The following is a 22,873-nucleotide window of genomic DNA, read 5'->3' as shown; positions in this document are numbered from 1 at the left end:
ACATGGCTTTGGCAGTCGCATCGACCGCGAACGCCCTCGCGAGCCACTGGGCTTCGCTCGGCACCACCTACAGCCTGCATACCGGCAACCCTGGCGCGGCCGGGACCGCGAACGAAGCATCCGGAAACGGGTACGCCCGGCAGTCCACCACATTCGGGTCTGCCGCCGGCGGCGTCGTCACCGGCTCGCAGATCACGTTCAACTTCATGGGCACCGTCACCCACATGTGCCGATGGAACGGGACCACACTGCTGGACATCATCGACACCGTCGACGCCACCGTCACCCCGGCGGGCCAGATCAAGGTGACACCGTCGTTCTCCGCGAACTACAGCGCCTGGACGTAGCCGTGCGGCTACCGGCCCCGGACACGGGGCCTACCCGACTGCCGGGGCCGGACGCAGCAAAGGCCACGCTCCCGCGCGCAGAAACAGCCTTCGCCATCCTGCCGACGAGAGACGCTGCCCTCGCTGCGCTCCCGTACGTCGACGAGAAGATCGTCTCGTTCCCGCCGGCGCCGATTCCGCAGCGCGACGCCGCGGTGTCGATGGACGGCGAGGTGACGGCCCTCTGGCAGATCCTGCCGTGGCGCGACGCCGCGGCAACGATGAGCGGGGCCCCATCGGCCACTCTGGCGGCGATCGCGGTGGTCGCCGCCGACGCGTCGATGGACGGCGAACCGCGCGTGCACCGCAACATCGACGCCCGCGTCACGATGGATAGCCTCGCGAACGCCACCCCGACCCCGATCTACACCGGGACAGCTGGTGTCGTGTCGGACGGTGCCGCTGGCATCGTCGGCGAAGCCACGGCCGTCGTCCACGCGAACGTCGTCGCGAGCATGGACGCGGCAGCATCGGTCGCGATCGAGGGCTATGCGACGGCGCAATCGGCGATGAACGGCACCGCGACCGTGTCCGGCACCCCCGTCGGTGTCGTGGCAGCCGACCTGTTCATGGACGGCATCGCCACCGCGAGCACGATCGTCGAGCACGCGTTCCCGATGGGCATGGACAAGGTTGGTACTCAGGTAATTCCCGGTACCAATGTCACGTTCGCGGAGTCCACCAAGATCGTCTCGTGGACCCCGCGCTCCGGTTTCCCGGGGACGAACCTCGTGGACGACGGACTCAAGTCGGGTGCCGCGATGACCGTCAACTTCACCGCGAAGGTGACATTCCAGACCGGTGGGGTCGGGAGCCTCGTGCAGTTCGCTGTCGTGAAGAACGACACCGAGCTGCTGGCCAACGGGAACACCGGTGCAACGCTGACCGGAACCGTCTCGCTCAGCGCAAACGACACCCTGTCACTCAGGGCTGTCGGCTCCAGCGGCATCGGATCCAGCTATCGAACCGTCACCGCGGGCGCGAACACGTACCTCTCGTGGACTGTCGCCAGCTAGTAGACGCAGTGGAAACTGTCGCCCGCCGACAGTATGACGAAGCCCCCAACTATCCGGAGATCCCGGACGGTTGGGGGCTTTTCGTCGTCTCTGGCGGCCCGACCATCAACTGCGGGTCTGAGCCACCACGCACGCGTCAACTGCCTGCACACGCTCGTCAGCCGGAGTGATCTTGAGGAGGGCGCTCGTCTTCGGCCACTCCGTCGTGCTGCTGGCCCCGCCAGTGGACGACGTCGGCATCAGTCCCTTGAGGACCCATACGTCCGAGCGGTTCTCGAACTTGCCGTCCGGGCGCACGGTGGAGGCTCCGTAGAACACGAGGTCGCCGTCGACAATCACCTGAGCGTTTTCGAGGGTCAGCGACTTGTCGTTCAGCCCGTTCGCCACAGCGAGCGTGTACTGCTCCTCGGCAGCGACGCAGCGCGGGTCCGCCTCGCGTGCGGCAGCGGCTGCCGGAGCGGCCGCAGCGGTGGACGTCGAGGGCGCGGCCGACGCTGTCGTCGACGTCGAGTCGGCACCGCCGTCGTCCGAGCTCGAGCACGCCCCGAGCGCGAGCGCAGACGCGGCGATGGCGATTGCAGCGATTGTCCGTTTCATGTCCAGGATCTAACCAGACCGGTCGGTAGCTGACTATTGGACATTGCAGCTATCCGCCAACCGCGACGAGCGGCGGGCCCGCGTCGCGCTGCTTGATCCGTCGCACTGTCGCCTCACTCGTGCCCGCCATGACCGCGACAGCGCGCTGCGACAAGTCCGTCGTCGCGAGCAGGTGCAGCACCTCATCGCGTATCTCGTCGCGAGACTTCGACGCAGCGGTCGCCTTCTGTCGCGCCTCCGGCACGGGCACGCCGAACAGTGCGTCGGGCTGCGGCGCGGCGCGTCGTTCCTGGTCAGCGGAGGTAATAATAATTTCTGGCGCATTGCTGGCCGGTTCGAGCGTGGCAGTCGGCTCGTCATCCACGTGCGCCGCATCGCCATGCGTCGCACCAGCCGCGTCGCGTCGCAGCTGCACGGCAAGGTGCGGCGCGACGAGGAGACACAGCGGCGGGATCACTGCGACGGCCGCGCCAGCCCAGCCCGGCAGCGGGCCCGCCGGCAGGAGGTGCGCCGCAGCGCCCGCGACAACCGACACCGTGGTGGACGCACCGAGGAGTATCCATGCGTAGGTGCGGTCCTCGCGCAGACGCATCACAGCAGAGGTAGCGACCACGGCCAGGCCGTCGACCGCAAGCGGCCACGCCCACGCCATCGCGGGCGAGTACCCGGCGCGCACCGCGAGGTCGACCAGATTCGAGTACGAGAGTGCGAAGGCCAGCGCGGCAATCACGTAGGTGCCGACGACGTCGAGGCGGATGCGGTTCACAGCGGAGCTCCTATGCGGATCTGGTTCATCAGGTCGCGGAGGTCGTCCTCGAGGCCCCACAGGCTGCGGGCGTAGGCGTGGGCGGCGCTCTCGCGCTGCGGGTCGTGGAGCTCGGCGCTCAGCCGTGCGCGGGAGGTGGCGAGGAGCTGCTCGAGCTTGTCGTCGATCGTCATGCCGCCACCGCCGACCAGGTCGTGGCGTGGGCGCCGCCTGGGCGGTTGCGTTCGTCCTGGAGCGTTGTCCACACCTCTGAGCGCATGACACCACGGGCGAGTAGCTCACCCGCCAGCAGGCGCTCGGTATCCGACAGGCTGCCGAGCCGCTGCCCAACCCACGTGATCCCATCGACGACGACCGGCGAAAACCCGACCGTGGCCCGTTCGGGGGCCGCTCCCGGCCGCACCTGCTCAACCTCGATGCCATCGGTCGGGGCCGCAGCCCGAACCGCCTGCGCCACGGCATCGACCGCAGCGTCGACCGCAGCTGACGTCACCGCATCCTCGGAACGCTTCGACCGCAGCCACTCCGAGAACGCTGCACCCCAGCCCTTGCGTCGCTCGCCGGCCATCTCCGCACGGAACGCCTCGGCCGCGACCTCGACGTCAATGCCGACCTCAGCCGCCACCGACCTGTTCGCGTTGTTCGGCGTCCAATCGGGATGCAGCGGCCGGGCAGTCGTCGCCTTCTCCCCGAGCATCGACTTATCCACAGACTTCGCAGGGCGGGCGGCCCCGCCGACCGAGGTCTTTTCGGAGGTAGTTACAGGGGTTTGGTTAGAGGGGTCTAGTTCGTGTCCCTTTTGGGGGGCCACCTTGGTCCCCAGGAAAGGACCAGCCTGGCCCCCAGAAAAGGACCCGCCCTGACCTGCCGTGATGGCGTACAGATTCGATCCACGCACCGTGTGATCGGCGTCTTTCTTGTGGACCCAGTCCCGACTGTCTCGCTTCGACTTCCACCGCTCGGCGGAGGTGATGAGTCCGGCTGCGACGAGTTCGCGGGTGTATCGGTCGATGCTGGCAACCTTCGTCATGCCCAGGTATTCGGCCAGCCGCTCGCGCCCCACGTAGGTTTCGAGGGTCTCGTTATCCGCGTGCCGGCGGATTGCCGCGTACAGCTTGAACGCCTGCGGGGTCAGTCCGGCCTCGAGTACGGCCACCGGAACCTTCACGAACGGCTCGACGTTGGGGGCTGCGCACGGGGTAGCGGCGAGCTCTTCAGCGAGACGTAGGTCTCGCTTGATCTCGTTCTTGAGAGAGGTATGCTCTGACACTGTTCGACTCCTCAATAGTCGGACACTGCCCGTCGCGAGTTACCGCTCGCGGCGGGCCTTTTTGCTGTTGTGGTGGCGATCTTGTCACGGAAGCGATGGGTCTGTCCACATTTGCGACCAATCGCCATAAATGTGGGAGAATGGATCCCATGCCGGCAGATGCTGAGACGGGCGTGATCCCCGAGTTCGACCTCACCGACCGCATGCGGAAAGCGCTCCGCCACCGCGGCGAGACGGCGATCGGGATTGCCGAGTTCCTCGGGGTCACGCGAGACGCTGTCGGCCGCTGGCTCAATGGCACCAGAAAGCCCTCTGTGCAAACGCTCAGGCTCTGGGCGCTGCACACCGGGGTTGACTACCGCTGGCTCTCAACCGGCGAGGTCTCGAGCTTCGAAGCGTAGAACGCCCCGCGCGAGGTGGGGCGTTCTGGGCGCGCTACTTCTCGCCGCGCTCTTCCTCGACCACCGACTCGTAGAAGCCATCGAACCACTTCGCATCGCGCGGATCGTTGCAGTCGTAGGGCCGCGTCCGCTTGTTGGACGATGACGACTGATCGAGTTGGGCGCGCAGGGCATCTGCTCGATCTGACGAGCTTGCGTTGGAGTCGGACAGCGTTCCGATCGCGTCAGTGCTTTCGTAGAAACCCGGCGTGATCGAAGCGAAAGATCCACACGCCATCTCGCGCAGCTCGGTATCAGATGGGCCAGCATCCGAGCTGGAGCACCCTCCGAGCACCAGCGCGGCGGCGGAGAGGGCGATTGCAGCGGTTGTCCGTTTCATGCCCAGGATTCAACCAGACCGGTCGGTAATCCGATTCGTCGGCGCTCGCCTCCGGCGAATTCCCGTACGTCGCCCGACTCTGGAACTACGCGCCTCCAGGGAGAAAGCGAATAGAAGGCACCGCCACTCCCCCGCGCCCGACCGACGCGCGACCGGGCCGGCGGCCCGGCTGGTGTCTGCCTGGTGTCTGCCTGGTGTCCGGCATTCAAGATCTCCTGCGGTTATGCCAGAGCGTCGCAGAGTGTCCCAGAAACGGAAAAACCCTGGTGAGAAGTACTCTCACCAGGGTTTTCCTCGGTCGGGCTGACAGGATTTGAACCTGCGACCACTTGACCCCCAGTCAAGTGCGCTACCAAGCTGCGCCACAGCCCGTCCACGCCCTCGTTCGGGCGCCTCAGAAGATTACAACAGTGACGCTTGCGAAAGCTAATCGCCTGGTCAGAGGCAATGTTCGGCAATCGCGGACCCGATCTCGCACGGGTTTTGTCGTCGTCACACACCTGTTCGGTGAAGAACTCCGGTGTGATTCCTGCAAAACCCGTGCGAGCCGGGAACCCGTCAACGCTTGTTGCGGTCCCGCTTCTCCCGCACGCGCACCGAGATACGGACGGGGCTGCCGTCGAAGCCGAACTCTTCACGCAGGCGACGCTCCAGGAACCGGCGGTAGCCGGCCTCGAGGAAGCCCGTGGTGAAGAGCACGAAGGTCGGCGGGCGGGTGCCGGCCTGGGTCGCGAACATGATGCGGGGCAGGCGGCCGCCACGCATCGGCGGCGGCGTGGCCGCCACGACCTCCTTGAGCCAGTTGTTGAGGCGTCCGGTGGGGATGCGCTTGTCCCACGACTCCAGCGCCGTGTCGAGCGCGGGAACGAGCTTCTGGACGGCGCGACCGGTGTGCGCGGAGATGTTGACCCGCTGCGCCCACGGCACGCGGACCAGTTCGCGGTCGATCTCCTTCTCGAGCATCAGCCGCCGGTCCTCGTCGACCAGGTCCCACTTGTTGAAGGCGAGCACCAGCGCACGACCCGTCTCGGCGACCATGCTCAGGACGCGCAGGTCCTGCTCGGTGATCGGCTTCGACGCGTCGATCAGCAGGATCGCGACCTCGGCGGCCTCGATCGCACCCTTGGTCCGCAGCGAGGCGTAGAACTCGTGCCCGCTGGCGTGGTTGACCTTCTTGCGCAGGCCCGCGGTGTCGATGAACTTCCACACCTTGCCGCCGAGCTCGACCAGCGAGTCGACTGGGTCGACGGTGGTACCGGCGACATCGTGGACCACCGAGCGCTCGTCGCCCGACAGCTTGTTGATCAGGCTGGACTTGCCGACGTTCGGCTTGCCGACCAGCGCCACCCGTCGCGGGCCCTGACCGCCGGTGCCCTCACGCGGGGTCTCCGGCAGGACGGCGAGGACGTCGTCGAGCAGGTCGCCGGTGCCGCGGCCGTGAATGGAGCTGACGGGGCGCGGTTCGCCGAGCCCGAGCGACCACAGCGACGCCACCTCTGACTCGGTGCGGCTGTCGTCGACCTTGTTGGCGACCAGGATCACCGGCGTCTTCGAGCGACGCAGCACCCGTGCCACCGCCTCGTCTGTCGCGGTGGCACCTACGACGGCGTCGACGACGAGCAGGATCGCGTCCGCGGTCTGCATCGCCAGCTCGGCCTGCCGGGCCACCGACTGCTGCAGCCCCTTGGCGTCGGGCTCCCAGCCGCCGGTGTCCTGCACCATGAACCGGCGTCCGGCCCAGTTGGCGTCGTACGAGACACGGTCGCGGGTCACGCCCGGGATGTCCTCGACTACGGCCTCACGGCGGCCGATGATGCGGTTGACGAGCGTCGACTTTCCGACGTTCGGTCGCCCGACCACCGCGAGGGTCGGTACCGCGATGTGGTCTTCGCCGTCCTCACCGTCGATGTAGTCCGCGAGGTCCCAGTCGGACTCCTCGCTCCAGATTCCGTCGCCGGCGTACTCGATCGCCGTCGAATCTCCAGTAAAACCGTCGGTCACTGCACTGCTCCAGTTCTGTCGCCTACCACCAGCAGCAACCTGCCGATCACGTCTTCGATACCCAGTTCGCTCGTGTCCACCGTCACCGAATCCGCCGCGGGACGCAACGGAGATACCGCGCGCGTGGAATCGAGGTGGTCGCGACGCTGCACATCGGCCAGGACGGCGGCGAAGTCGTCACCACGCCCCTCGGCGATGTTCTGGGCGTTGCGTCGCGTCGCCCGCGCCGCCGCGGAGGCGGTCAGGAAGATCTTCACGTCCGCGTCCGGGAGCACGACGGTACCGATGTCGCGCCCCTCGACGACGATCCGTCCGGCCTGCTCCGCGATGCGGCGCTGCAGATCCACCAGGAACGTCCGCACCTCGGGCACCGCGGACACTGCGGACACCGCCTGCGTGACGGCCGCACCGCGGATCTCGTCGGTGACGTCCTCACCGTCGAGCTGCACGCCGTCGGTCTGCGGATCGGTCCCGATCGTCAGCGGCAGCGACGCCGTCGCCGCCGCGATCGCCGCGGGATCCGTCACGTCGACACCGCGGCGCAGCACGTGCAGCGTCGCGATCCGGTACATCGCACCGGTGTCGAGGTAGCGGGCGCCGAGGCTCGTCGCGACACGACGCGACACGCTCGACTTACCGGTGCCCGACGGGCCGTCGATCGCGACGACCAGTGGGGTCGGTGCGGTCACAGACCCACCGCCCCGTAGAGGCCGCCGACCTCGCCGCGGCCGAGGACCCGCAGGGTGCCGGGACGCCCGTCGCCGAGCGCGACGGCACCGATGTCGGTGCGGACCAGACGCACCACCGGGTGCCCGACGGCATCGAGCAGACGGCGCACGATGTGCTTGCGGCCCTCGTGCAGGACGATCTTCACCAGCGACTTGCCGCCGTTGATGTCCATCACGGCGAACGAGTCGACCGTGGCGGGGCCGTCGTCGAGCACGACACCGGCCTTGAGCTGCTTGCCGACGTTGCGGTCGACGACACCCTGCACGGTGGCGAGGTACGTCTTGGGCACCTCGTACGACGGGTGCATCAGCCGGTGCGCGAGGTCGCCGTCGTTGGTCAGCAGGATCAGGCCTTCGGTGTCGGCGTCGAGCCGGCCGACGTGGAAGAGGCGCTGACCGGCGGAGACGCGTTCGGACACGATGTCACCGATGCACGGGCGTCCCAGGTCGTCGGACATCGTGGACTGCCAGCCACGCGGCTTGTTCAGCGCGATGTGGACGAGGTCCTTCTTGACGACCACGCGGATACCGTCGACGCGGACGATCGCGTTCTCGGGATCGACCCGCAGGCCCTGTTCGACGACGATGCGGCCGTCGACCTCGACTCGGCCCTGGTCGATGAGTTCTTCGGCTGCGCGGCGGGAGGCGACACCGGCCTGCGCGAGTACCTTCTGCAGCCGCACCCCGTCACCCTTCAAGGGCGCGAGATCACGATCGACCTCCGCGTACTGGTTGCGGGCGGGCTTGGCGTTGCTGATCTTGGGCGCGGGCGCCTGGGCGCGCTGCGGCTTTGTCGACTTCGGCTTCCCACGCTTGTTCAGCGACTTCTTTGCCGAAGCGTCGGGGCGGCCTGTCGTCGGCTTCTTCTTGCGGTCCGGTGTGCCATCACGGCGAGCGGGCTTGTTCACTTTTGATCCCTGTCAGTTATCTGGGTCGATCTCGGGGTGCGGCGCGTTTGCCGACCCCGTCGAAGGTGTTGCGTTGTCCATTCTCGCAAATCGCGGGTCGGCTTCGAGGCTCTCAGCGATGTCATCGATCACATCGACGTCGGGAATAAGGGGCGCGATGGGCGGCAGATCGGTCAGAGACGCCAAGCCGAGACGTTCGAGGAACAGTTCGGTGGTCGCGTACGTGGTGGCATTGGTATCCGGATCAGGGCCCGCTTCGGTGATCAGACCGCGCGCCAGCAGGGTGCGGATCACGCCGTCGACGTTGACGCCGCGGACGGCACTGATCCGGGCCCGGGTCAGCGGCTGCCGGTAGGCGATCACGGCGAGCGTCTCGAGCGCGGCACGGGTCAGCTTGGAGCGGGCACCGTCGAGGAGCAGGCGTTCGACGTAGGGAGCGAACTCGTTGCGGGTGTAGAACCGCCAGCCGTCACCGGCGTAGCGCAGGTCGATGCCGCTGCCGCGGGCGGTGAAGTCGGCGGACATGGTCCGCAGCATCGTCTCGATCCGGGCCTCGGGCAGCCCGAGCGCCGACGCGAGGGTCGCGGGGGCGGCAGGAGTATCGAGGACCAGCAGCATCGACTCGAGCGCGGCAGCGAGCCGGTCGTCGGGCAGTTCGACGAACTCGTCCTCGAACGGGCTCATGTCGTCCGCATCGATCGACGTCATTCGTAGTCCTCCTCACTCGCGGGTGCCGACACTTCCTCGCCGGTCCAGCTCACCAGCAGATCCCCCAACGGCTCGGGCTGCTCGAACTGCACCGATCGCTCCCGGTAGAGCTCGAGCAGCGCCAGGAACCGCGCGACGATCTGCACCTGGCTCTCACACTCGACGATCAGATCCCCGAACGGGGCCCAGACGCCGGCGCCGCGCGCACGGAGCAGCTCGAGGATCCGTACCGCCTGTTCGGGCACCGACACCGTCGGGACGTGCAGGTGATCCAGTCCGACGGTCGGAACCGGGCGCGGTCGGAACGCGGTCGCGGCGATCTCCGCGAACTGCCGGGGATCGACACCCAGCAGCACCTCCGGCAGCAGCCCGACGAATCGGTCCTCGACCGACACCGACCGCGGATAGCGGCGCAGGGCGGCGGTCTCGAGCTCTCCGAACAGCTGCGCAACCTGCTTGTAGGCGCGGTACTGCAGCAGCCGCGCGAACAGCAGGTCGCGGGCCTCGAGCAGAGCCAGGTCCTCGTCGTCGTCCACCTCGCCGGCGGGCAGCAGTCGTGCCGCCTTCAGATCCAGCAGGGTCGCCGCCACCACCAGGAACTCGGTGGTCTGATCCAGACCCATCTCACTGCCGAGGCTGCGGGTGTACGAGATGAACTCGTCGGTCACCTCCGCCAGCGCCACCTCGGTGACATCCAACTGGTGCTGGCTGATGAGCGTCAGCAGCAGATCGAACGGTCCCTCGAAATTGCGCAGGCGCAGCCGGAAGCCCGACTGCTCTCCGGCCGACCGCTCGGCCGGCGCCGCCGCTGCGACATCGGTACTCACATCGCTACCGGCCGGAACGGTGGATCACCTCGCGGGCAAGCGCCCGGTAGGCCTCGGCGCCGCCCGACTTGGGGGCCCACGTGATGATCGGCTCCCCCGCTACGCTGGTCTCGGGGAACCGCACAGTCCGGTTGATGACCGTGTCGTACACCAGGTCACCGAACACCTCCACGACCCGCGACATCACCTCGCGAGCGTGCAGCGTGCGGCTGTCGAACATCGTCACGACGATGCCCTCGAGCGTGAGCCGGGGATTGAGTCGGTCCCGGACCTTGTCGACGGTGTCGTTGAGCAGCGCGAGACCGCGCAGCGAGAAGTACTCGCACTCCATCGGGATGATCACGCTGTCGGCGCACGCGAGCGCGTTGACGGTGAGCAGCCCCAACGACGGCTGGCAGTCGATCAGCACGTAGTCGTAGCGGTCGAGCACCGGGTGCAGCACGCGTCCGAGCGTCTGTTCACGACCCACCTCGGTGACCAGCTGGATCTCGGCGGCCGAGAGGTCGATGTTGCTGGGCAGCAGATCCAGTCCGTCGATCCGGGTGCGCATCAGGACGTCGTCGATCGACGTGCGCTCCACCAGCAGGTTGTGGACCGTCAGATCCAGATCATGGTGTGCCACACCGAGACCCGCGGACAAGGCGCCTTGCGGGTCGAGATCCACCAGCAGCACGCGGCGTCCGTACTGGGCCAGCGAGGCGCCCAGATTGATCGTCGACGTCGTCTTGCCGACGCCACCCTTCTGGTTGCACATCGCGATGATCCGGGCGGGCCCGTGACCGCTGACGGGCGCCGGTTCGGGAACCTCGCGCAGCGGGCGTCCGGTGGGCCCCAACGGCGCCTCCGATTCGGTCTCGATGCCCTGCCCGATCTCGATCTTCTCTGCATATGACAGCGCGCCCCTGGAATACGGGTGCGCTGGCTCCGCCTCAGGCGGCTGCGGTGTCACCACGGTCCGATGCTCCCCGTCCTGTTGATCCCGTCCTGTCGATAGCTGATGCCGTAACGCTACCGCTTCGTGATCTCAAACGACTGCCAACACGCAACCGCGTCAACGTGCGCGGGGGTGGGCCTGCGCCCACACTTCACGGAGGGCACCCACCGTGACCATGGTGTATATCTGCGTCGTGGTGACCGAGGCGTGGCCCAGGAGTTCCTGGACGACGCGCACGTCCGCGCCGCCGTCGAGCAGGTGAGTGGCGAACGAGTGCCGCAGCGTGTGCGGCGACACCGCGACCGTGATGCCGGCCTTCTCGGCTGCGGTGTGCAGGACCTGCCACGCGCTCTGCCGGGACAACCGGCCGCCGCGGATGTTGAGGAACAGCGCCGGCGTGCCCCGCACCGACAGCGCGGGGCGTCCCCGCACCAGATAGGCGTCGATCGCGGCGATCGCGGGCCGGCCGACGGGGACGACGCGTTCCTTGCCGCCCTTGCCCCGCAGCAGCACCGCGCGAGACTCGGTGTCGAGGTCGTCGACGTCCAGTCCCACCGCCTCAGAGATCCGCGCACCGGTCGAGTACAGCAACTCGAGCAGCGCCCTGTCGCGGAGAGTGCGCGGGTTGTCGGAGGCGCCGTCGCCACCGGCCGCGTCCAGGACCGCGAGCACGTCGTCGAGGGACAACGATTTGGGCAGACGACGGCCGGGGGTGGGCGGCTTCACTGCCCGGGCGACGTCCACCGACGTCACCCCCTCGGCGGCCGCGAACCGGTGCAGACCGCGGACCGCGATCAACGCCCGCGCCGCCGAACTCGCGGCGAGCGGGACGGTTCCGCTCTCGGGGTCACCCTTGCGCAGGGACACCACGAACTCACTGACATCGGCCTCACCGACCGATCGCAGATCCTCGATGCCGCGGTCCGCGAGGAACCGTGCATACCGGTCCAGGTCGCGCCGGTATGAACTGAGGGTGTTGCGCGCGGCACCGCGCTCGACGGCCAGGTGGTCCAGGTACGTGTCGATCTGTCCGCCGAGCGCCGTCATGCCGGTCCGCGGTCCGCCCCGGCGTGTTTGCGTCGCGCGAACGTCTCGGGCCGGTCGACCCAGTCCGCGTCGGCCGGGCGCAGGACCGCACCGCGTGCGCGGGCCGCCGCCAGCGCGAGGATGCCCGACACCGCGGTCGCGTTGACGATCTCGCCGCGCAGTGCCATCGCCACCGCGTCGTCGAGCGGCACGCGGGCGATCTCGAGGTCGGCCTCCTCGTCGTGCGCGTCCGGACGTCCGACGTCGTGCAGACCCTGAGCCAGGAACACCCGCACCGATTCGTCGGTGAACCCCGGCGACAACGCGACATCGACCAGCACCGACCACCGGTCGGCGGCCAGCCCGGTCTCCTCGACGAGTTCGCGGCGCGCCGCATCCAACGGCACCTCACCGGGCTCGTCGAGCAGACCGGCCGGTAGCTCCCACAGTCGGCGGCCCAGCGGGTGCCGATACTGCTTGATCAGAACCAGCCGGTCGGTGTCGTCGAGCACCGCGACGGCTACTGCCCCGTGATGCTCGACGACCTCCCGATCAGCTTCTCGCCCGCCGGGCATCGCGACCCGGTCCACGCGCAGGGCCACGATCGCCCCGCTGTACACGTCGCGTGAGTCGACCGTGTCGAACTCGTGCTCCCCCGGCAGGCTCATACGGGTGCGCTATCCGACGCTGTCCGCGGTGGCCGGATCGGCCGGTGCGTCGACCGGCGCCTGCATACCTGCCTTGCGGGCGAGGGCAGCGGCGACGAACGCCGAGAACAGCGGGTGCGGACGGGTCGGACGGCTCTTGAGCTCCGGATGCGCCTGCGTCGCAACGAAGAACGGGTGCTTGTCCGCGGGCAGCTCGACGAACTCGACGAGATGGCCGTCCGGCGACGTGCCGGAGAACTGCAGACCGCTCTTGGCGATGCGATCGCGGTACGCGTTGTTGACCTCGTAGCGGTGACGGTGGCGCTCGGAGACGTTCTCGCTGTCGTACGCCTTCGCGACGACCGATCCCTTGGCCAGCACCGCCGGGTAGGCGCCCAGGCGCATCGTGCCGCCGAGGTCGGCTTCGCCGGCGACGATGTGCTCCTGGTCGGCCATCGTCGAGATGACCGGGTGCTTGGTGTCCGGATCGAACTCTTCGGAGTTCGCGTCCTTCAGACCCACCGAGCGCGCCGCCTCGATGACGACGGCCTGCAGGCCCAGGCACAGGCCCAGCAGCGGGATCTGGCGGGTGCGGGCGAAGTGGATCGCGCCGAGCTTGCCCTCGATGCCGCGGATACCGAAACCGCCGGGGATCAGGACGGCGTCGGCCTCGCCGAGCGCGGCCTGGGCACCTTCCTCGGTCTCGCACTCGTCGGACGGAACCCACGAAATCTCGACCTTGGAGCGGTGCGCGAAACCACCGGCGCGCAGTGCCTCGGTGACGGACAAGTAGGCGTCCGGCAGGTCGACGTACTTGCCGACCAGCGCGACGCGGACCGTCTCGCGCGGGTTGTGCACGCGGTCGAGCAGGTCGCCCCACACCGTCCAGTCCACGTCACGGAAGGGCAGGCCGAGCTGACGGACGACGTAGGCGTCGAGTCCCTCGCTGTGCAGCACCTTCGGGATGTCGTAGATCGACGGCGCGTCGGGCGTGGAGATGCAGGCGTCGACGTCGACGTCGCACATCAGCGCGATCTTCGCCTTGAGCGCCTGCGGGACGTCACGATCGCAGCGCAGGATCAGCGCGTCCGGCTGGATACCGATGTTGCGCAGCGCGGCCACCGAGTGCTGCGTCGGCTTGGTCTTGAGCTCACCGGAGGGGCCGAGGTACGGCACCAGCGACACGTGGAGGAAGAAGACGTTCTCCCGGCCGACGTCGTGGCGCACCTGGCGGGCCGCCTCGAGGAACGGCTGGGACTCGATGTCGCCGACGGTGCCACCGATCTCGGTGATCACGACGTCGGGCACCTGGCCCTGGGCGTCGGGGCCGGCCATCGCGAGGACGCGGCTCTTGATCTCGTCGGTGATGTGCGGGATGACCTGGACGGTGTCGCCCAGGTACTCGCCGCGGCGCTCCTTGGCGATGACCGCGGAGTAGACCTGACCGGTCGTCACGTTCGCGAACGCGTTGAGGTCGCGGTCGAGGAACCGCTCGTAGTGTCCGACGTCGAGGTCGGTCTCGGCGCCGTCCTCGGTGACGAAGACCTCGCCGTGCTGGAACGGGTTCATCGTTCCGGGATCGACGTTGAGGTAGGGATCGAGCTTCTGCATCGTCACGCGCAGTCCGCGCGCGGTGAGCAGCTCACCGAGGCTGGAAGCGGTCAATCCCTTACCGAGAGAGGAGGCGACACCCCCGCTCACAAAGATGTGCTTGGTGGCGCTACGCGACTGGATGCGTGACTGTGGCAAAGGGGCTCCCGTGACGACTGTGCAGGACTTGGTCTGAGTTGAGCGTTCTGGGGCCTGCCGACCCACGGGACTTCACGGTAACACCTTCTCGCCCGGCCGCCTCGCACGACGCTCCAGTTCGGGAGCGACAGGCGTCACACCTGTCCTACGGCGTCGGCGCGCCGACGGTCACCGCGGTGGCGCCGGGACCCGTCCCGTACCGTCCGGAACCGCCTCCGAGCTGCTCCTGGAGCGCCAGCACCGTCGTGATTCGACCCGACTCCCGATCGACGTTGTCGACCGTGGTGAGCACCGCCGAGACGGCCGCGTCCGCACGAGCCACCGCGATCGGCCCACTGCCCTCCGCGGCGGCCGGTGGGCCTGCCAGCACGGTGCCGGCGCCACGCCCGTCGAGCGCTCCCGCGAACCGTGCGATCACCGCGCCCCGGTTACCGCCGGTGTTCTCGGGATCCCCCTCACCGGTCAGCACAACCGCCAACTGTGCAGGTTGAACGGTTCCGTCGTAGTCGATGAAGCCGCCGCCACGCAGCGTCTCGAGCGCCAGACCGCGCTCCTCGGGAGTGGTCTGCGGCTGCGCCGTCTGCGGGTTCAGGAGCAGCACCGAGCCCAGCAGGTCTCCCGCCAGACTGCCCTGGTCCACCGCGCCGGTCCGCAACTGGATGCCCGCTGGAATGATGTTCGTCACCGTCGTGCGCAACTGATCGCCGTTGACGGAGTCGACGAACGACTTGGTCAGCGACACGCGACCGGTGATCGCGCCACCGGCCTGGGCCACGACACGGTTGATCCCGTCGATGTCGGCAGGATCGGCATCCGGCGTCGTGACGAGGATCACCGAACGCTGCGCGAGGGTGTCGCGGACGATTCGGTCCGCGACGGCGGAGTCGAAACCGTCCGCCGACATGAGCTGTTCGCCGAGCTGGTTGTTCTCCTGGTTCAGATCCTCGATCTCGTTCTGCAGCTCGGCCTTGTCGTCCCGCAGCCCGGAGAGCATCCCGTTCGACAGCAGCCCGGAACCCAGCACGACGCCGATCGCGAGTGCCAGGAAGATCGCCGCTATGGAGATGGCATGTTGACGCATCGAAATCACTTGAACAGCCCCTGAACCCACAGCGCGAAGCTGTTCCACGTGTCGATTGCCCAGTCCATTGCGTCACCGCCGATGTTCGAGACGACGAGCGCCACGATCACCGCGGTCAGCGCCGCCAGCACCAGCAGCGCGATCGCCGCGCCGGACACCCGGCTGCGGTACAACGTCGCCACGGCCTTGGCGTCCACCAGTTTGGGCCCGACCTTGAGCCTCGTCATGAAGGCCGCCGGGTTGGTATCGCGGCGGCCGCGGTCGAAGAACTCGTCGAGCGAGACGGTGCTGCCGACCGTGACGATGAGCGACGCGCCGTGATGGTCGGCCAGCAGCAGCGCCAGATCCGACGGCGACGCCGACGCCGGGAACGTCATCGCGCCGATGCCGAGGTCCTGGATCCGGGACAGTCCCTGCGCGTGACCGTCCGGGTCGGCCGGCAGCACAACCTCGGCACCGCACTTGAGGGTCTCGGCGGTGATGTCCTCGGGATCGCCGACGATCAGGTCGGGGTGGTATCCCGCCTTCGTCAGGGTGTCGGCGCCGGCGCCGACACCGATGAGGATCGGTGAGTACTCCTTGATGAACGGCTTGAGAGCCTTCAGATCGGCTTGGTGGTCCGGTCCGTCGGCCACGACCACGACATGGCGATCCTCGAGGTCGACGTCGATGTCCGGCACGCCGACGCCGTCGATCAGCAGCGGACTCTCGGAACGGATGAACTCGATCGTGTTGCCCGAGAAGGCCTCGAGATGGTCGACCAGCCCGGTCCTGGCCTCGATCATGCGATCGGAGATCTCGGCCTCGGTCTGCTCCTCACCCTTCGCCAGGGCACGGTCACCGGCGAAGACACTGCCCTCGTGCAGGCGGATCTTCGACCCGTCCTTGATCGCCTTGAAGATCTCCGTCCCGGCCGAGTCGACCAGCACGATGCCGTTGGCGAGCAGCACCTCGGGACCGAGGTTCGGGTAGCGACCCGAGATGGACGGGGACGCGTTGACGACCGCCAGCACGCCGGCGGCCACCAGGGCGTCCGCCGTGACGCGGTCCAGATCGATCTCGTCGAGGACGACGATGTCGCCGTGTCCGACGCGACGCAGCAACTTGGTGGTGTCGCGGTCGACTCGAGCGATGCCACTGATTCCGGGTAGGGATTCGGTCTTTCGGGAGAGCAGCGCCGGCATCTTCATGACCTCGATGATCGCCCGTCGCACGCGGATGATCGTGGAGGCGCGCCGTATCAACTACCACACCCGTCACAGCTATACCAACAGAAAAGTCGGTTTTCGTGCTATGCGTGGGCGGTACTGCGCTCCTGCCCCGCGATCGACAACAACTCCTCGGCGTGCGCGCGGCCGGTCTCCGTGTCGTCCAGGCCGGCGAGCATGCGAGCGAGTTCGACCACCCGATCGTCCTCGGTCAGGGTGCGCACACCACTGTCGACGCCGCGGCGCACGTCGTCGGTCTTGTCCACCACGAGGTGTGTGTCGGCGAAGGCCGCCACCTGCGGCAGATGAGTGACGACAATGACCTGATGGGTCCGCGCGAGACGAGCGAGGCGACGTCCGATCTCCACCGCCGCGCGGCCGCCCACACCGGCGTCCACCTCATCGAAGACCATGGTCGCGCCCCGATCCGAGCCCGCGAGCACCACCTCGAGCGCGAGCATCACGCGGGACAACTCACCGCCCGACGCGCTCTTGCTGATCGGCAGTGCCTGGGCTCCGCTGTGCGCGGCCAGCCGAAACTCCACCTCGTCGACCCCGGACGCTCCGGCATGCAGTTCCCGGCCGTCGACCGCCAGCGGCGCCGAGTCGTTGGGTCCGGCCTCGCGGGCCCGCACCGACACGTCGAGCGCGGCCCGTCCCATCGCGAGACCGGCCAACTCATCGCTGACCGCCTTCGCGAGCTTCGTCGCCGCCTTCGTGCGGGCGGCCGTCAGCTTCACCGCGGCCTCCGCGGTGAGCTTCGCGGTCTCGTCGACGCGAGCAGACAGGTCCGCGAGCGCGTCCGCAGAGACATCGATCTTCGCGAGCCGCTCACGGGCCGTGTCGGCCCACGCCAGCACACCGTCGATGTCTGCCGCGTACTTACGCGTCAGTGCCTTCAGTTCGGCTTGACGGGTCAGCAGAGTGTCCAGCGCACCGGGATCGCTCGGTAGCCCGGACAGGTACCCGGACAGCTCGCCCGAAACGTCCGCGACGACAGCGATCGCCTCGCCCAGCCGCGGCCCCAGTCCCGCCAGGGCCGGATCGTCCGACGACTCGATCCGCGAGCGGGCCTCACCCAACAGGTCGAGGGCCGCCGACGCTCCGCCCAGCGCGTCGTCGTCGATGCCGGCGAGCGCGGCCTGCGCGCCCTCGGCGGCCGAACGCAACGAATCGAGATCACCGAGCCTGCGCACCTCGGTGACAATGTCGGTGTCCTCGCCCGGTGTCGGCGCGGCGCGGTCGATCTCCTCGAGCGCGAACGTCAGCTGATCGGCCTCCTGCGCGAGTTCCCGCGTCCGGCTGGTCCGTTCGATCAGCTCCGTCCGTGCCTCGACCCACTCGGCTCGATGCTTGCGGTAGCGCGTGAGCAGCGGGCCGATCGTCTTGTCCGCGAACCGATCGAGCGCGGCACGCTGCTGATCCGGCCGCAGGAGGCGCAGCTGGTCGTTCTGCCCGTGCACGGTGAGCAGCGGGTCGGTGAACTCGGAGAGCACGCCGGCCGGGACACTGCGCCCGCCCAGGTGGGCTCGGGACCGTCCGTCGCCGCCCACGGTGCGCACCGCGATGATGCTGCCGTCCTCGTCCCGCTCCGCACCGCACGACTCGAGCAGTCGCGCAACCTCGCGGTCGACCTGTGGGGCGGAGTCGTCGACGGTGAACCGGCCCTCGACGACCGCACGCGCCGCGCCCACGCGCACGCGTCCGGCGTCGGCGCGCGCACCGCTGAGCAGATGCAGGCTGGTGACGACCATGGTCTTGCCGGCGCCGGTCTCACCCGTGAGTACCGTCAGGCCTGCGTGGAACTGAGCGGAGGCCGACGAGATGGCTCCGAGGTTGTCGATCCGAATCTCCGCCAGCACAGTTACCGCTTCCTCCCTCGCCACCCCGTCACCGGAAGATCGAACTTGCGCACCATCCGGTCCGCGAACGGCGCGGAATCCAGACGGACCCAGCGGATCGGATCCTTGCCGCGTATCACCTCGACGCGGGCACCCGCCGGCAGTTCCAGCGTGCGCCGTCCGTCGCAGAACACGAGGCCGTCGTGGCTGTCCGCTACCGTCTCGACAGCGACGATCGACTCGGGACTGGTGACCAGTGGACGCGCGAACAACGCATGCGCGTTGCTCGGAATGACCAGCAGCGCTTCAAGTTCCGGCCACACGACCGGTCCGCCGGCAGAGAAAGCGTACGCCGTCGATCCGGTCGGTGTCGCGACGAGCACTCCGTCACAGCCGAACGAGGAGACCGGACGGCCGTCGACCTCGAGGACCACTTCCAGCACGCCGAGCCGGGACCGGTTCTCGATACTCGCCTCGTTGAGCGCCCATCCGCGCTGGACGATCCGGTCCTCGATCCGGACCATCACGTCCAGTGTCATCCGGTGCTCGATGCGGTACTCGCGCCGCACCACCTGCTCCATCGCCGCCTCGAGGTGCTCGGCCTCCGCCTCAGCGAGGAACCCGATCCGCCCGAGATTGATACCCAGGACGGGGACATCCGCGGATTGCGCCAGCTCGGCCGCACGCAGGAAGCTGCCGTCGCCGCCGAGCACGATCACCATCTCGCAATCCGAGGCAGCACCCGGCCCTTCCGGTACCACGGAGACGTCAGGCCGGTCCGACCCCGTCCCGAGTGATTCGACCCGCTCCAGATCGACCTCGTTCTCGAGAAGTCGTAACGCGATGCCCGCGCGGGCACAGATGGCCGCGACACGACGGGCCGTTTCGGTGATCTCGGCACGGCCCGAATGGGCGACCAGCAGAATCTGGCGCGGCGCGGCGACCTCCTGGCCGGCGGTCGCGGGGGTATCGGTCACTGTGGACCTTCCTGAACGGCACGACGAATGAGGTCCTCCACCGACGGCTCGGGACCGCCGGCTCCCCCGATCTCGGCCGGTGCGGTGCCGGTGGCGACGGCGGTGACGTCTTTGCGCAGCCAGAGGAAGTACTCGACGTTGCCGGACGGCCCCGGCAGAGGGCTCGCCACTGCCCCGACCGTCCGCAACCCGAGTTCGGCCGCGGCCTGCGCAACCTCGAGCACCGCGCTCGCACGCAGCTGGGGGTCGCGGACCACGCCACCGGTGCCGACACGTTCCTTGCCGACCTCGAACTGAGGCTTGACCATCGGCACCAGATCGGCGCCCTCGGCGGCGCAGGCGACCAGTGCCGGCAGAACCAGTTTGAGTGAGATGAACGACAGGTCGGTCACCACAAGGTCGGCCGGACCTCCGATGGTCTCCGCATCGATGGATCGGACGTTGGTCCGGTCGATCACGTGGACACGATCATCGGACTGGAGCCGCCACACGAGCTGGCCGTAGCCGACATCGACGGCGACAACTTCACGTGCACCGTTGTGCAGGAGAACGTCGGTGAAACCGCCGGTCGAGGCGCCCGCATCCAGGCACCGCCGACCCTCGACCGTGAGTCCCTCGGGCATGAACGCGTCGAGCGCACCGATCAGCTTGTGTGCACCGCGCGACGCCCACGAGATCTCTTCGTCGACGTCGGTCACGAGCAGCGGCGTGCCGGCCTCGATCGCGGTCGCCGGCTTGGTTGCCACGTTCCCCGAGATGAGGACGCGTCCGGCCGAGATCAATTCGACCGCATGCTCACGTGAGCGAGCGAGCCCCCGCCGCACGAGTTCCGCATCGACTCTTGCTCGACGTGCCACCTCAGACCTTGTCCACTGCTGCCAGGGACTCGACGAGAACATCGTGAGCCCGTTCGAGAATCTGTGCCTGACGTGCGAGTTCCTCGGCATCACCAGACTGGGGCGAGCTACCGGAAGCGTCCCCGAGCTGCGACAGCAGCTCGTCGACACGGCGGTGGACGCCCGCCGGATCGGCTCCGCCGCCGGCGTCCGGGAGGTGTTGGCCTGGAAGTGGTACTGACGTGCTCATCGCTGCAAACCTAGCCCATTCGCCCGACAACAGACCACCTGCGACCGGCCGGTGACCCGACCGGTCGCGGCGTCACATCTCGCCCAGAAGGTACGACACGGCGGCGCGCGCCGTGTCGTCACCGGCGCGAACACGGACGAACTCGGGATGCCGCCACGCGGCAGCGAGAACCGACAGGAACGCGCCCGTGCGGGTCCCGTCCGGGACACCGGGAGCAGCGTGGATCACGAGGTCTCCCCCGACGAATTCCACCGGCCACCCCGGCCGAGTGCCGACCGCAGATGCCGAAGCCGGACGGTTGAGAGCGTCCAGCGATTCGGCGACGTAGGTCGGACGGTGCGTCTCGTCGGCGCGCAGCAGATCGGCTGTCGTGCTCACCCCGGTCAGGACCAGCAACGATTCGGCACCCACCGCGTTCGCGCCGGCGATATCGGTGTCGAGGCGATCGCCCACGACGAGCGGCCGTCCGGTGCCCGCACGATTCAGCGCATCCTCCATCAACGGAGAAGCGGGCTTGCCCGCGACGATCGGCTCCCGCCCGGTGGCGGTCCGCACCGCGGCAACCATCGATCCGTTGCCCAGCACCAACCCGCGCTCGGTCGGGAGCGTCGTGTCGACGTTCGCGGCGATCCACAACGCACCCGCCCGGATTGCCAACGTGGCCTCGGCGAGAATCACCCAGTCGGTGGCAGGCGAGTGCCCCTGCACGACGGCGACCGGCTCGTCCTGGAACCGCCGGACGGCACGGAGACCGACGTTCTCGACCTCGGCCGCGAGTGCGTCCGTCCCAACGACGAGGACGGCTGCACCGGGAGCGAGACGCTCCGACAGCAAGCGCGCCGCCGACTGCGAGCTCGTCACGACGTCCGAGTCCGCAGCATGGAAGCCGAGGTCACGCAGATGAGCGGCGACTTCTGCAGGACTCCGGCTGGCGTTGTTCGTCACATACAGCTGACGCTCGTCGCCCGCGTCGAGGGCTTCCCGCGCACCCGGAATGACCTCCGGCCCCTGGTAGACGGTGCCGTCGAGGTCGAGCAGCAACACGTCGTACCCCGCGCGGAGCGGGACACCCACTGCCTCCGTCACTGACCGTCTCCGGTCAGCTCGGCCACACGCTCCTCCGCATCGGTGTCACCGTCGAGATCGGCGGCCGCCGAGTTGAGGAACCACTTGAGTCCGTCCTCGATCCGGCCGGCCGCGACGAGCGCGTCGGCGTACGCGTAGAACAGACGGGCCGCAGCCGCACCCGAGCGCGACGCGTCGAGATCCGGAGTCTGCAGCGTCACCACGGCCTGGTCGAACTGTCCCAGATCCATGCGTGCACCCGCGACCACCATCCGCAGTTCGCTGGCGTCCTCACCGGTGAGCGCCCGAGCCTCGTCGCTGCGACCCAGCTCGATGGCACGCTCGGGACGACCCAGACCCCGCTCGCAGTCGGCCATGACCGCGAGGAATCCCGGCCCACCCGACATCCGGCGGGCTGCACGCAACTCGGACAGTGCCTCGGCCCACTCACCAGCGTGGTAGGCCGTGATTCCTGCGGTCTCACGAACCACCGCGATACGTCCGGCGCGCTGGCGTGCGGCACGGGCATGCGCGAGTGCCAGACGCGGGTCGTCCTCGATCAGCCGACCGGCCATCACCAGGTGCCGGGCAACCGCATTCGCATTGTTCTTGTCCAGGCTCAGCAGATCCCGGCGTACTGCGGGATCGAGCTCGCCGGCCTCGACCTCGTCAGGCAGATCCGGCTCGTCGGGGCGAGCGTCACGACGGTTCGGGCCCATGGACTCGCGGCCACGTGCCGGACCGAAGCCGCCCTCGCCGCCACGACGGCGCGGGGCGCCGCCGGTCCCGCGACGGTCGTCACCACGACTGTCGAACTGCCGACGATCGTCACCGCGACGCTCACCGCGGGCATCGCCCGTGCGACTGTCGCCACCGCGGTACTCGCCGCGATTCTCGGTGCGCCGATCGTCGCGATCACGCCACTGGCCTCCGCCACCGTTGGGGCGGCCGGCACGGTCCTGCCCACCGCTCGGCGCCTGACGCCGGTCGTCACGTGAACCCTGACGATCCGACGGGCGGCCACCGCGGTTTCCCTGCTGTCCTTGGTGTCCTTCGGAACGGTGAGTGCCGTCTCCGCGGAAGTTCCGACGATCACCACTGCTTTCCGACACAGCCATTCCTTTCATACAAAACACGAAAGGGGACCCAGTGTGTTGGGTCCCCTTTCGGTAACGGATGTTCGGCGGTGTCCTACTCTCCCACACCCTGTCGGGTGCAGTACCATCGGCGCTGGAGGGCTTAGCTTCCGGGTTCGGAATGGGACCGGGCGTT

25 protein-coding genes, 1 tRNA gene and 1 rRNA gene are annotated in these 22,873 nt (G+C 68.4%); 4 read left to right on the top strand and 23 right to left on the bottom strand.

The genetic code is table 11. From position 1 onward, the window contains the following. The first annotated feature begins 2 nt into the window (after positions 1 to 2). Positions 3 to 347: a phage tail fiber protein gene (locus J2X34_RS26870; protein ID WP_429520198.1), complete on the top strand. Its 345-nt coding sequence runs from the start codon at positions 3 to 5 to the stop codon at positions 345 to 347. A 2-nt stretch (positions 348 to 349) separates the two neighbouring features. Next, positions 350 to 1,402: a hypothetical protein gene (locus tag J2X34_RS26865; RefSeq protein WP_429520197.1), complete on the top strand. Its 1,053-nt coding sequence runs from the start codon at positions 350 to 352 to the stop codon at positions 1,400 to 1,402. Between the two features lie 105 nt (positions 1,403 to 1,507). Here J2X34_RS26865 and J2X34_RS26860 read toward each other — a convergent pair whose 3' ends face one another. The 4 genes from J2X34_RS26860 to J2X34_RS26845 are packed head-to-tail and all read right to left on the bottom strand — an operon-like array spanning position 1,508 to position 4,035. Continuing rightward, positions 1,508 to 1,999 (bottom strand): hypothetical protein, encoded by a 492-nt coding sequence (locus J2X34_RS26860; RefSeq protein ID WP_429520196.1) that lies wholly within the window; start codon positions 1,997 to 1,999, stop codon positions 1,508 to 1,510. A gap of 49 nt (positions 2,000 to 2,048) precedes the next feature. Beyond that, positions 2,049 to 2,765 (bottom strand): DUF2637 domain-containing protein, encoded by a 717-nt coding sequence (locus tag J2X34_RS26855; RefSeq protein ID WP_429520195.1) that lies wholly within the window; start codon positions 2,763 to 2,765, stop codon positions 2,049 to 2,051. After that, positions 2,762 to 2,938: a hypothetical protein gene (locus tag J2X34_RS26850; RefSeq protein WP_429520194.1), complete on the bottom strand. Its 177-nt coding sequence runs from the start codon at positions 2,936 to 2,938 to the stop codon at positions 2,762 to 2,764. Before J2X34_RS26850 ends, J2X34_RS26855 begins: the two co-directional genes overlap by 4 nt. Continuing rightward, positions 2,935 to 4,035, bottom strand: a complete 1,101-nt coding sequence (locus tag J2X34_RS26845; RefSeq protein WP_429520193.1) for a helix-turn-helix domain-containing protein — start codon at positions 4,033 to 4,035, stop codon at positions 2,935 to 2,937. The genes J2X34_RS26850 and J2X34_RS26845 overlap by 4 nt, the downstream gene beginning before the upstream one ends. A 149-nt stretch (positions 4,036 to 4,184) precedes the next feature. Between J2X34_RS26845 and J2X34_RS26840 the strand changes: the two genes are divergently transcribed. Beyond that, on the top strand, positions 4,185 to 4,436 hold the full coding sequence (locus J2X34_RS26840) for a helix-turn-helix domain-containing protein (RefSeq protein WP_429520192.1): 252 nt from the start codon (positions 4,185 to 4,187) through the stop codon (positions 4,434 to 4,436). Positions 4,437 to 4,470: 34 nt separating this feature from the next. On the opposite strand, the gene J2X34_RS26835 is transcribed toward J2X34_RS26840, so the two are convergent. The 16 genes from J2X34_RS26835 to J2X34_RS26760 form a co-directional block, all read right to left on the bottom strand. Continuing rightward, a complete protein-coding gene (locus tag J2X34_RS26835; protein ID WP_429520191.1) occupies positions 4,471 to 4,815 on the bottom strand; it encodes a hypothetical protein in 345 nt (114 codons plus the stop codon). Between the two features lie 298 nt (positions 4,816 to 5,113). Beyond that, positions 5,114 to 5,187, bottom strand: a tRNA-Pro gene (locus J2X34_RS26830). Positions 5,188 to 5,373: 186 nt separating this feature from the next. Further along, a complete protein-coding gene (der, locus tag J2X34_RS26825) occupies positions 5,374 to 6,816 on the bottom strand; it encodes a ribosome biogenesis GTPase Der (protein ID WP_114723502.1) in 1,443 nt (480 codons plus the stop codon). Then, complete coding sequence (gene cmk, locus J2X34_RS26820) at positions 6,813 to 7,505, bottom strand: (d)CMP kinase (protein WP_174910480.1); 693 nt, start codon at positions 7,503 to 7,505, stop codon at positions 6,813 to 6,815. Before cmk ends, der begins: the two co-directional genes overlap by 4 nt. Continuing rightward, positions 7,502 to 8,452: a pseudouridine synthase gene (locus tag J2X34_RS26815; protein ID WP_114723500.1), complete on the bottom strand. Its 951-nt coding sequence runs from the start codon at positions 8,450 to 8,452 to the stop codon at positions 7,502 to 7,504. The genes cmk and J2X34_RS26815 overlap by 4 nt, the downstream gene beginning before the upstream one ends. Before the next feature lie 12 nt (positions 8,453 to 8,464). Beyond that, on the bottom strand, positions 8,465 to 9,160 hold the full coding sequence (scpB, locus tag J2X34_RS26810) for an SMC-Scp complex subunit ScpB (RefSeq protein ID WP_114723499.1): 696 nt from the start codon (positions 9,158 to 9,160) through the stop codon (positions 8,465 to 8,467). Continuing rightward, entirely contained in the window at positions 9,157 to 9,987 is an 831-nt protein-coding gene (locus J2X34_RS26805) for a segregation and condensation protein A (protein WP_114723498.1), read from the bottom strand. Before J2X34_RS26805 ends, scpB begins: the two co-directional genes overlap by 4 nt. A gap of 4 nt (positions 9,988 to 9,991) precedes the next feature. Beyond that, a complete protein-coding gene (locus J2X34_RS26800; RefSeq protein WP_397484746.1) occupies positions 9,992 to 10,882 on the bottom strand; it encodes a ParA family protein in 891 nt (296 codons plus the stop codon). Between the two features lie 156 nt (positions 10,883 to 11,038). After that, positions 11,039 to 11,968, bottom strand: coding sequence for a site-specific tyrosine recombinase XerD (xerD, locus tag J2X34_RS26795; protein ID WP_114723496.1), 930 nt, complete (start codon positions 11,966 to 11,968; stop codon positions 11,039 to 11,041). Beyond that, on the bottom strand, positions 11,965 to 12,615 hold the full coding sequence (locus tag J2X34_RS26790) for an NUDIX domain-containing protein (protein ID WP_174910487.1): 651 nt from the start codon (positions 12,613 to 12,615) through the stop codon (positions 11,965 to 11,967). The genes xerD and J2X34_RS26790 overlap by 4 nt, the downstream gene beginning before the upstream one ends. A gap of 9 nt (positions 12,616 to 12,624) precedes the next feature. Then, positions 12,625 to 14,343 carry a CTP synthase gene (locus tag J2X34_RS26785; RefSeq protein ID WP_174910488.1) on the bottom strand — a complete coding sequence of 573 codons (1,719 nt, stop codon included), beginning with the start codon at positions 14,341 to 14,343 and terminating at the stop codon, positions 12,625 to 12,627. 145 nt (positions 14,344 to 14,488) lie between these two features. Further along, complete coding sequence (locus J2X34_RS26780; protein WP_429520190.1) at positions 14,489 to 15,433, bottom strand: copper transporter; 945 nt, start codon at positions 15,431 to 15,433, stop codon at positions 14,489 to 14,491. Next, positions 15,430 to 16,614 (bottom strand): putative cytokinetic ring protein SteA, encoded by a 1,185-nt coding sequence (steA, locus tag J2X34_RS26775; protein WP_429520248.1) that lies wholly within the window; start codon positions 16,612 to 16,614, stop codon positions 15,430 to 15,432. The genes J2X34_RS26780 and steA overlap by 4 nt, the downstream gene beginning before the upstream one ends. Positions 16,615 to 16,715: 101 nt before the next feature. Beyond that, complete coding sequence (gene recN, locus J2X34_RS26770) at positions 16,716 to 18,494, bottom strand: DNA repair protein RecN (protein ID WP_114723492.1); 1,779 nt, start codon at positions 18,492 to 18,494, stop codon at positions 16,716 to 16,718. A gap of 2 nt (positions 18,495 to 18,496) precedes the next feature. Next, a complete protein-coding gene (locus J2X34_RS26765) occupies positions 18,497 to 19,450 on the bottom strand; it encodes an NAD kinase (protein WP_114723491.1) in 954 nt (317 codons plus the stop codon). Then, positions 19,447 to 20,307 carry a TlyA family RNA methyltransferase gene (locus J2X34_RS26760; protein ID WP_114723490.1) on the bottom strand — a complete coding sequence of 287 codons (861 nt, stop codon included), beginning with the start codon at positions 20,305 to 20,307 and terminating at the stop codon, positions 19,447 to 19,449. The genes J2X34_RS26765 and J2X34_RS26760 overlap by 4 nt, the downstream gene beginning before the upstream one ends. A gap of 43 nt (positions 20,308 to 20,350) precedes the next feature. Between J2X34_RS26760 and J2X34_RS26755 the strand changes: the two genes are divergently transcribed. Next, positions 20,351 to 20,527 (top strand): hypothetical protein, encoded by a 177-nt coding sequence (locus J2X34_RS26755; protein ID WP_429520189.1) that lies wholly within the window; start codon positions 20,351 to 20,353, stop codon positions 20,525 to 20,527. Positions 20,528 to 20,608: 81 nt separating this feature from the next. Here the strand turns inward: J2X34_RS26755 and J2X34_RS26750 are convergent, their stop codons facing one another. From J2X34_RS26750 to rrf, 3 genes are all read right to left on the bottom strand, one after another. Continuing rightward, on the bottom strand, positions 20,609 to 21,622 hold the full coding sequence (locus tag J2X34_RS26750; RefSeq protein WP_258558096.1) for an HAD-IIA family hydrolase: 1,014 nt from the start codon (positions 21,620 to 21,622) through the stop codon (positions 20,609 to 20,611). Then, positions 21,619 to 22,719 (bottom strand): hypothetical protein, encoded by a 1,101-nt coding sequence (locus tag J2X34_RS26745; RefSeq protein ID WP_397484742.1) that lies wholly within the window; start codon positions 22,717 to 22,719, stop codon positions 21,619 to 21,621. Before J2X34_RS26745 ends, J2X34_RS26750 begins: the two co-directional genes overlap by 4 nt. A gap of 60 nt (positions 22,720 to 22,779) precedes the next feature. Further along, positions 22,780 to 22,873: ribosomal RNA gene (gene rrf, locus J2X34_RS26740) — 5S ribosomal RNA — on the bottom strand; the annotation flags it as partial.

Origin of the sequence: Rhodococcus sp. BE178, assembly GCF_050433545.1 — a bacterium.
GTDB lineage: Bacteria > Actinomycetota > Actinomycetes > Mycobacteriales > Mycobacteriaceae > Prescottella.
The sequence above is the reverse complement of the archived record's forward strand: the minus strand, read 5'-3'. Positions and strand labels throughout refer to the sequence as shown.

Excerpts from the sequence above, each read along its gene's own strand:
- J2X34_RS26870 (WP_429520198.1), top strand. The coding sequence starts at position 3 with ATGGCTTTGGCAGTCGCATCGACCGCGAACGCCCTCGCGAGCCACTGG.
- J2X34_RS26860 (WP_429520196.1), bottom strand. The coding sequence starts at position 1,999 with ATGAAACGGACAATCGCTGCAATCGCCATCGCCGCGTCTGCGCTCGCG.
- J2X34_RS26850 (WP_429520194.1), bottom strand. The coding sequence starts at position 2,938 with ATGACGATCGACGACAAGCTCGAGCAGCTCCTCGCCACCTCCCGCGCA.
- J2X34_RS26840 (WP_429520192.1), top strand. The coding sequence starts at position 4,185 with ATGCCGGCAGATGCTGAGACGGGCGTGATCCCCGAGTTCGACCTCACC.
- J2X34_RS26835 (WP_429520191.1), bottom strand. The coding sequence starts at position 4,815 with ATGAAACGGACAACCGCTGCAATCGCCCTCTCCGCCGCCGCGCTGGTG.
- scpB (WP_114723499.1), bottom strand. The coding sequence starts at position 9,160 with ATGACGTCGATCGATGCGGACGACATGAGCCCGTTCGAGGACGAGTTC.
- xerD (WP_114723496.1), bottom strand. The coding sequence starts at position 11,968 with ATGACGGCGCTCGGCGGACAGATCGACACGTACCTGGACCACCTGGCC.
- J2X34_RS26790 (WP_174910487.1), bottom strand. The coding sequence starts at position 12,615 with ATGAGCCTGCCGGGGGAGCACGAGTTCGACACGGTCGACTCACGCGAC.
- steA (WP_429520248.1), bottom strand. The coding sequence starts at position 16,614 with ATGAAGATGCCGGCGCTGCTCTCCCGAAAGACCGAATCCCTACCCGGA.
- J2X34_RS26745 (WP_397484742.1), bottom strand. The coding sequence starts at position 22,719 with ATGGCTGTGTCGGAAAGCAGTGGTGATCGTCGGAACTTCCGCGGAGAC.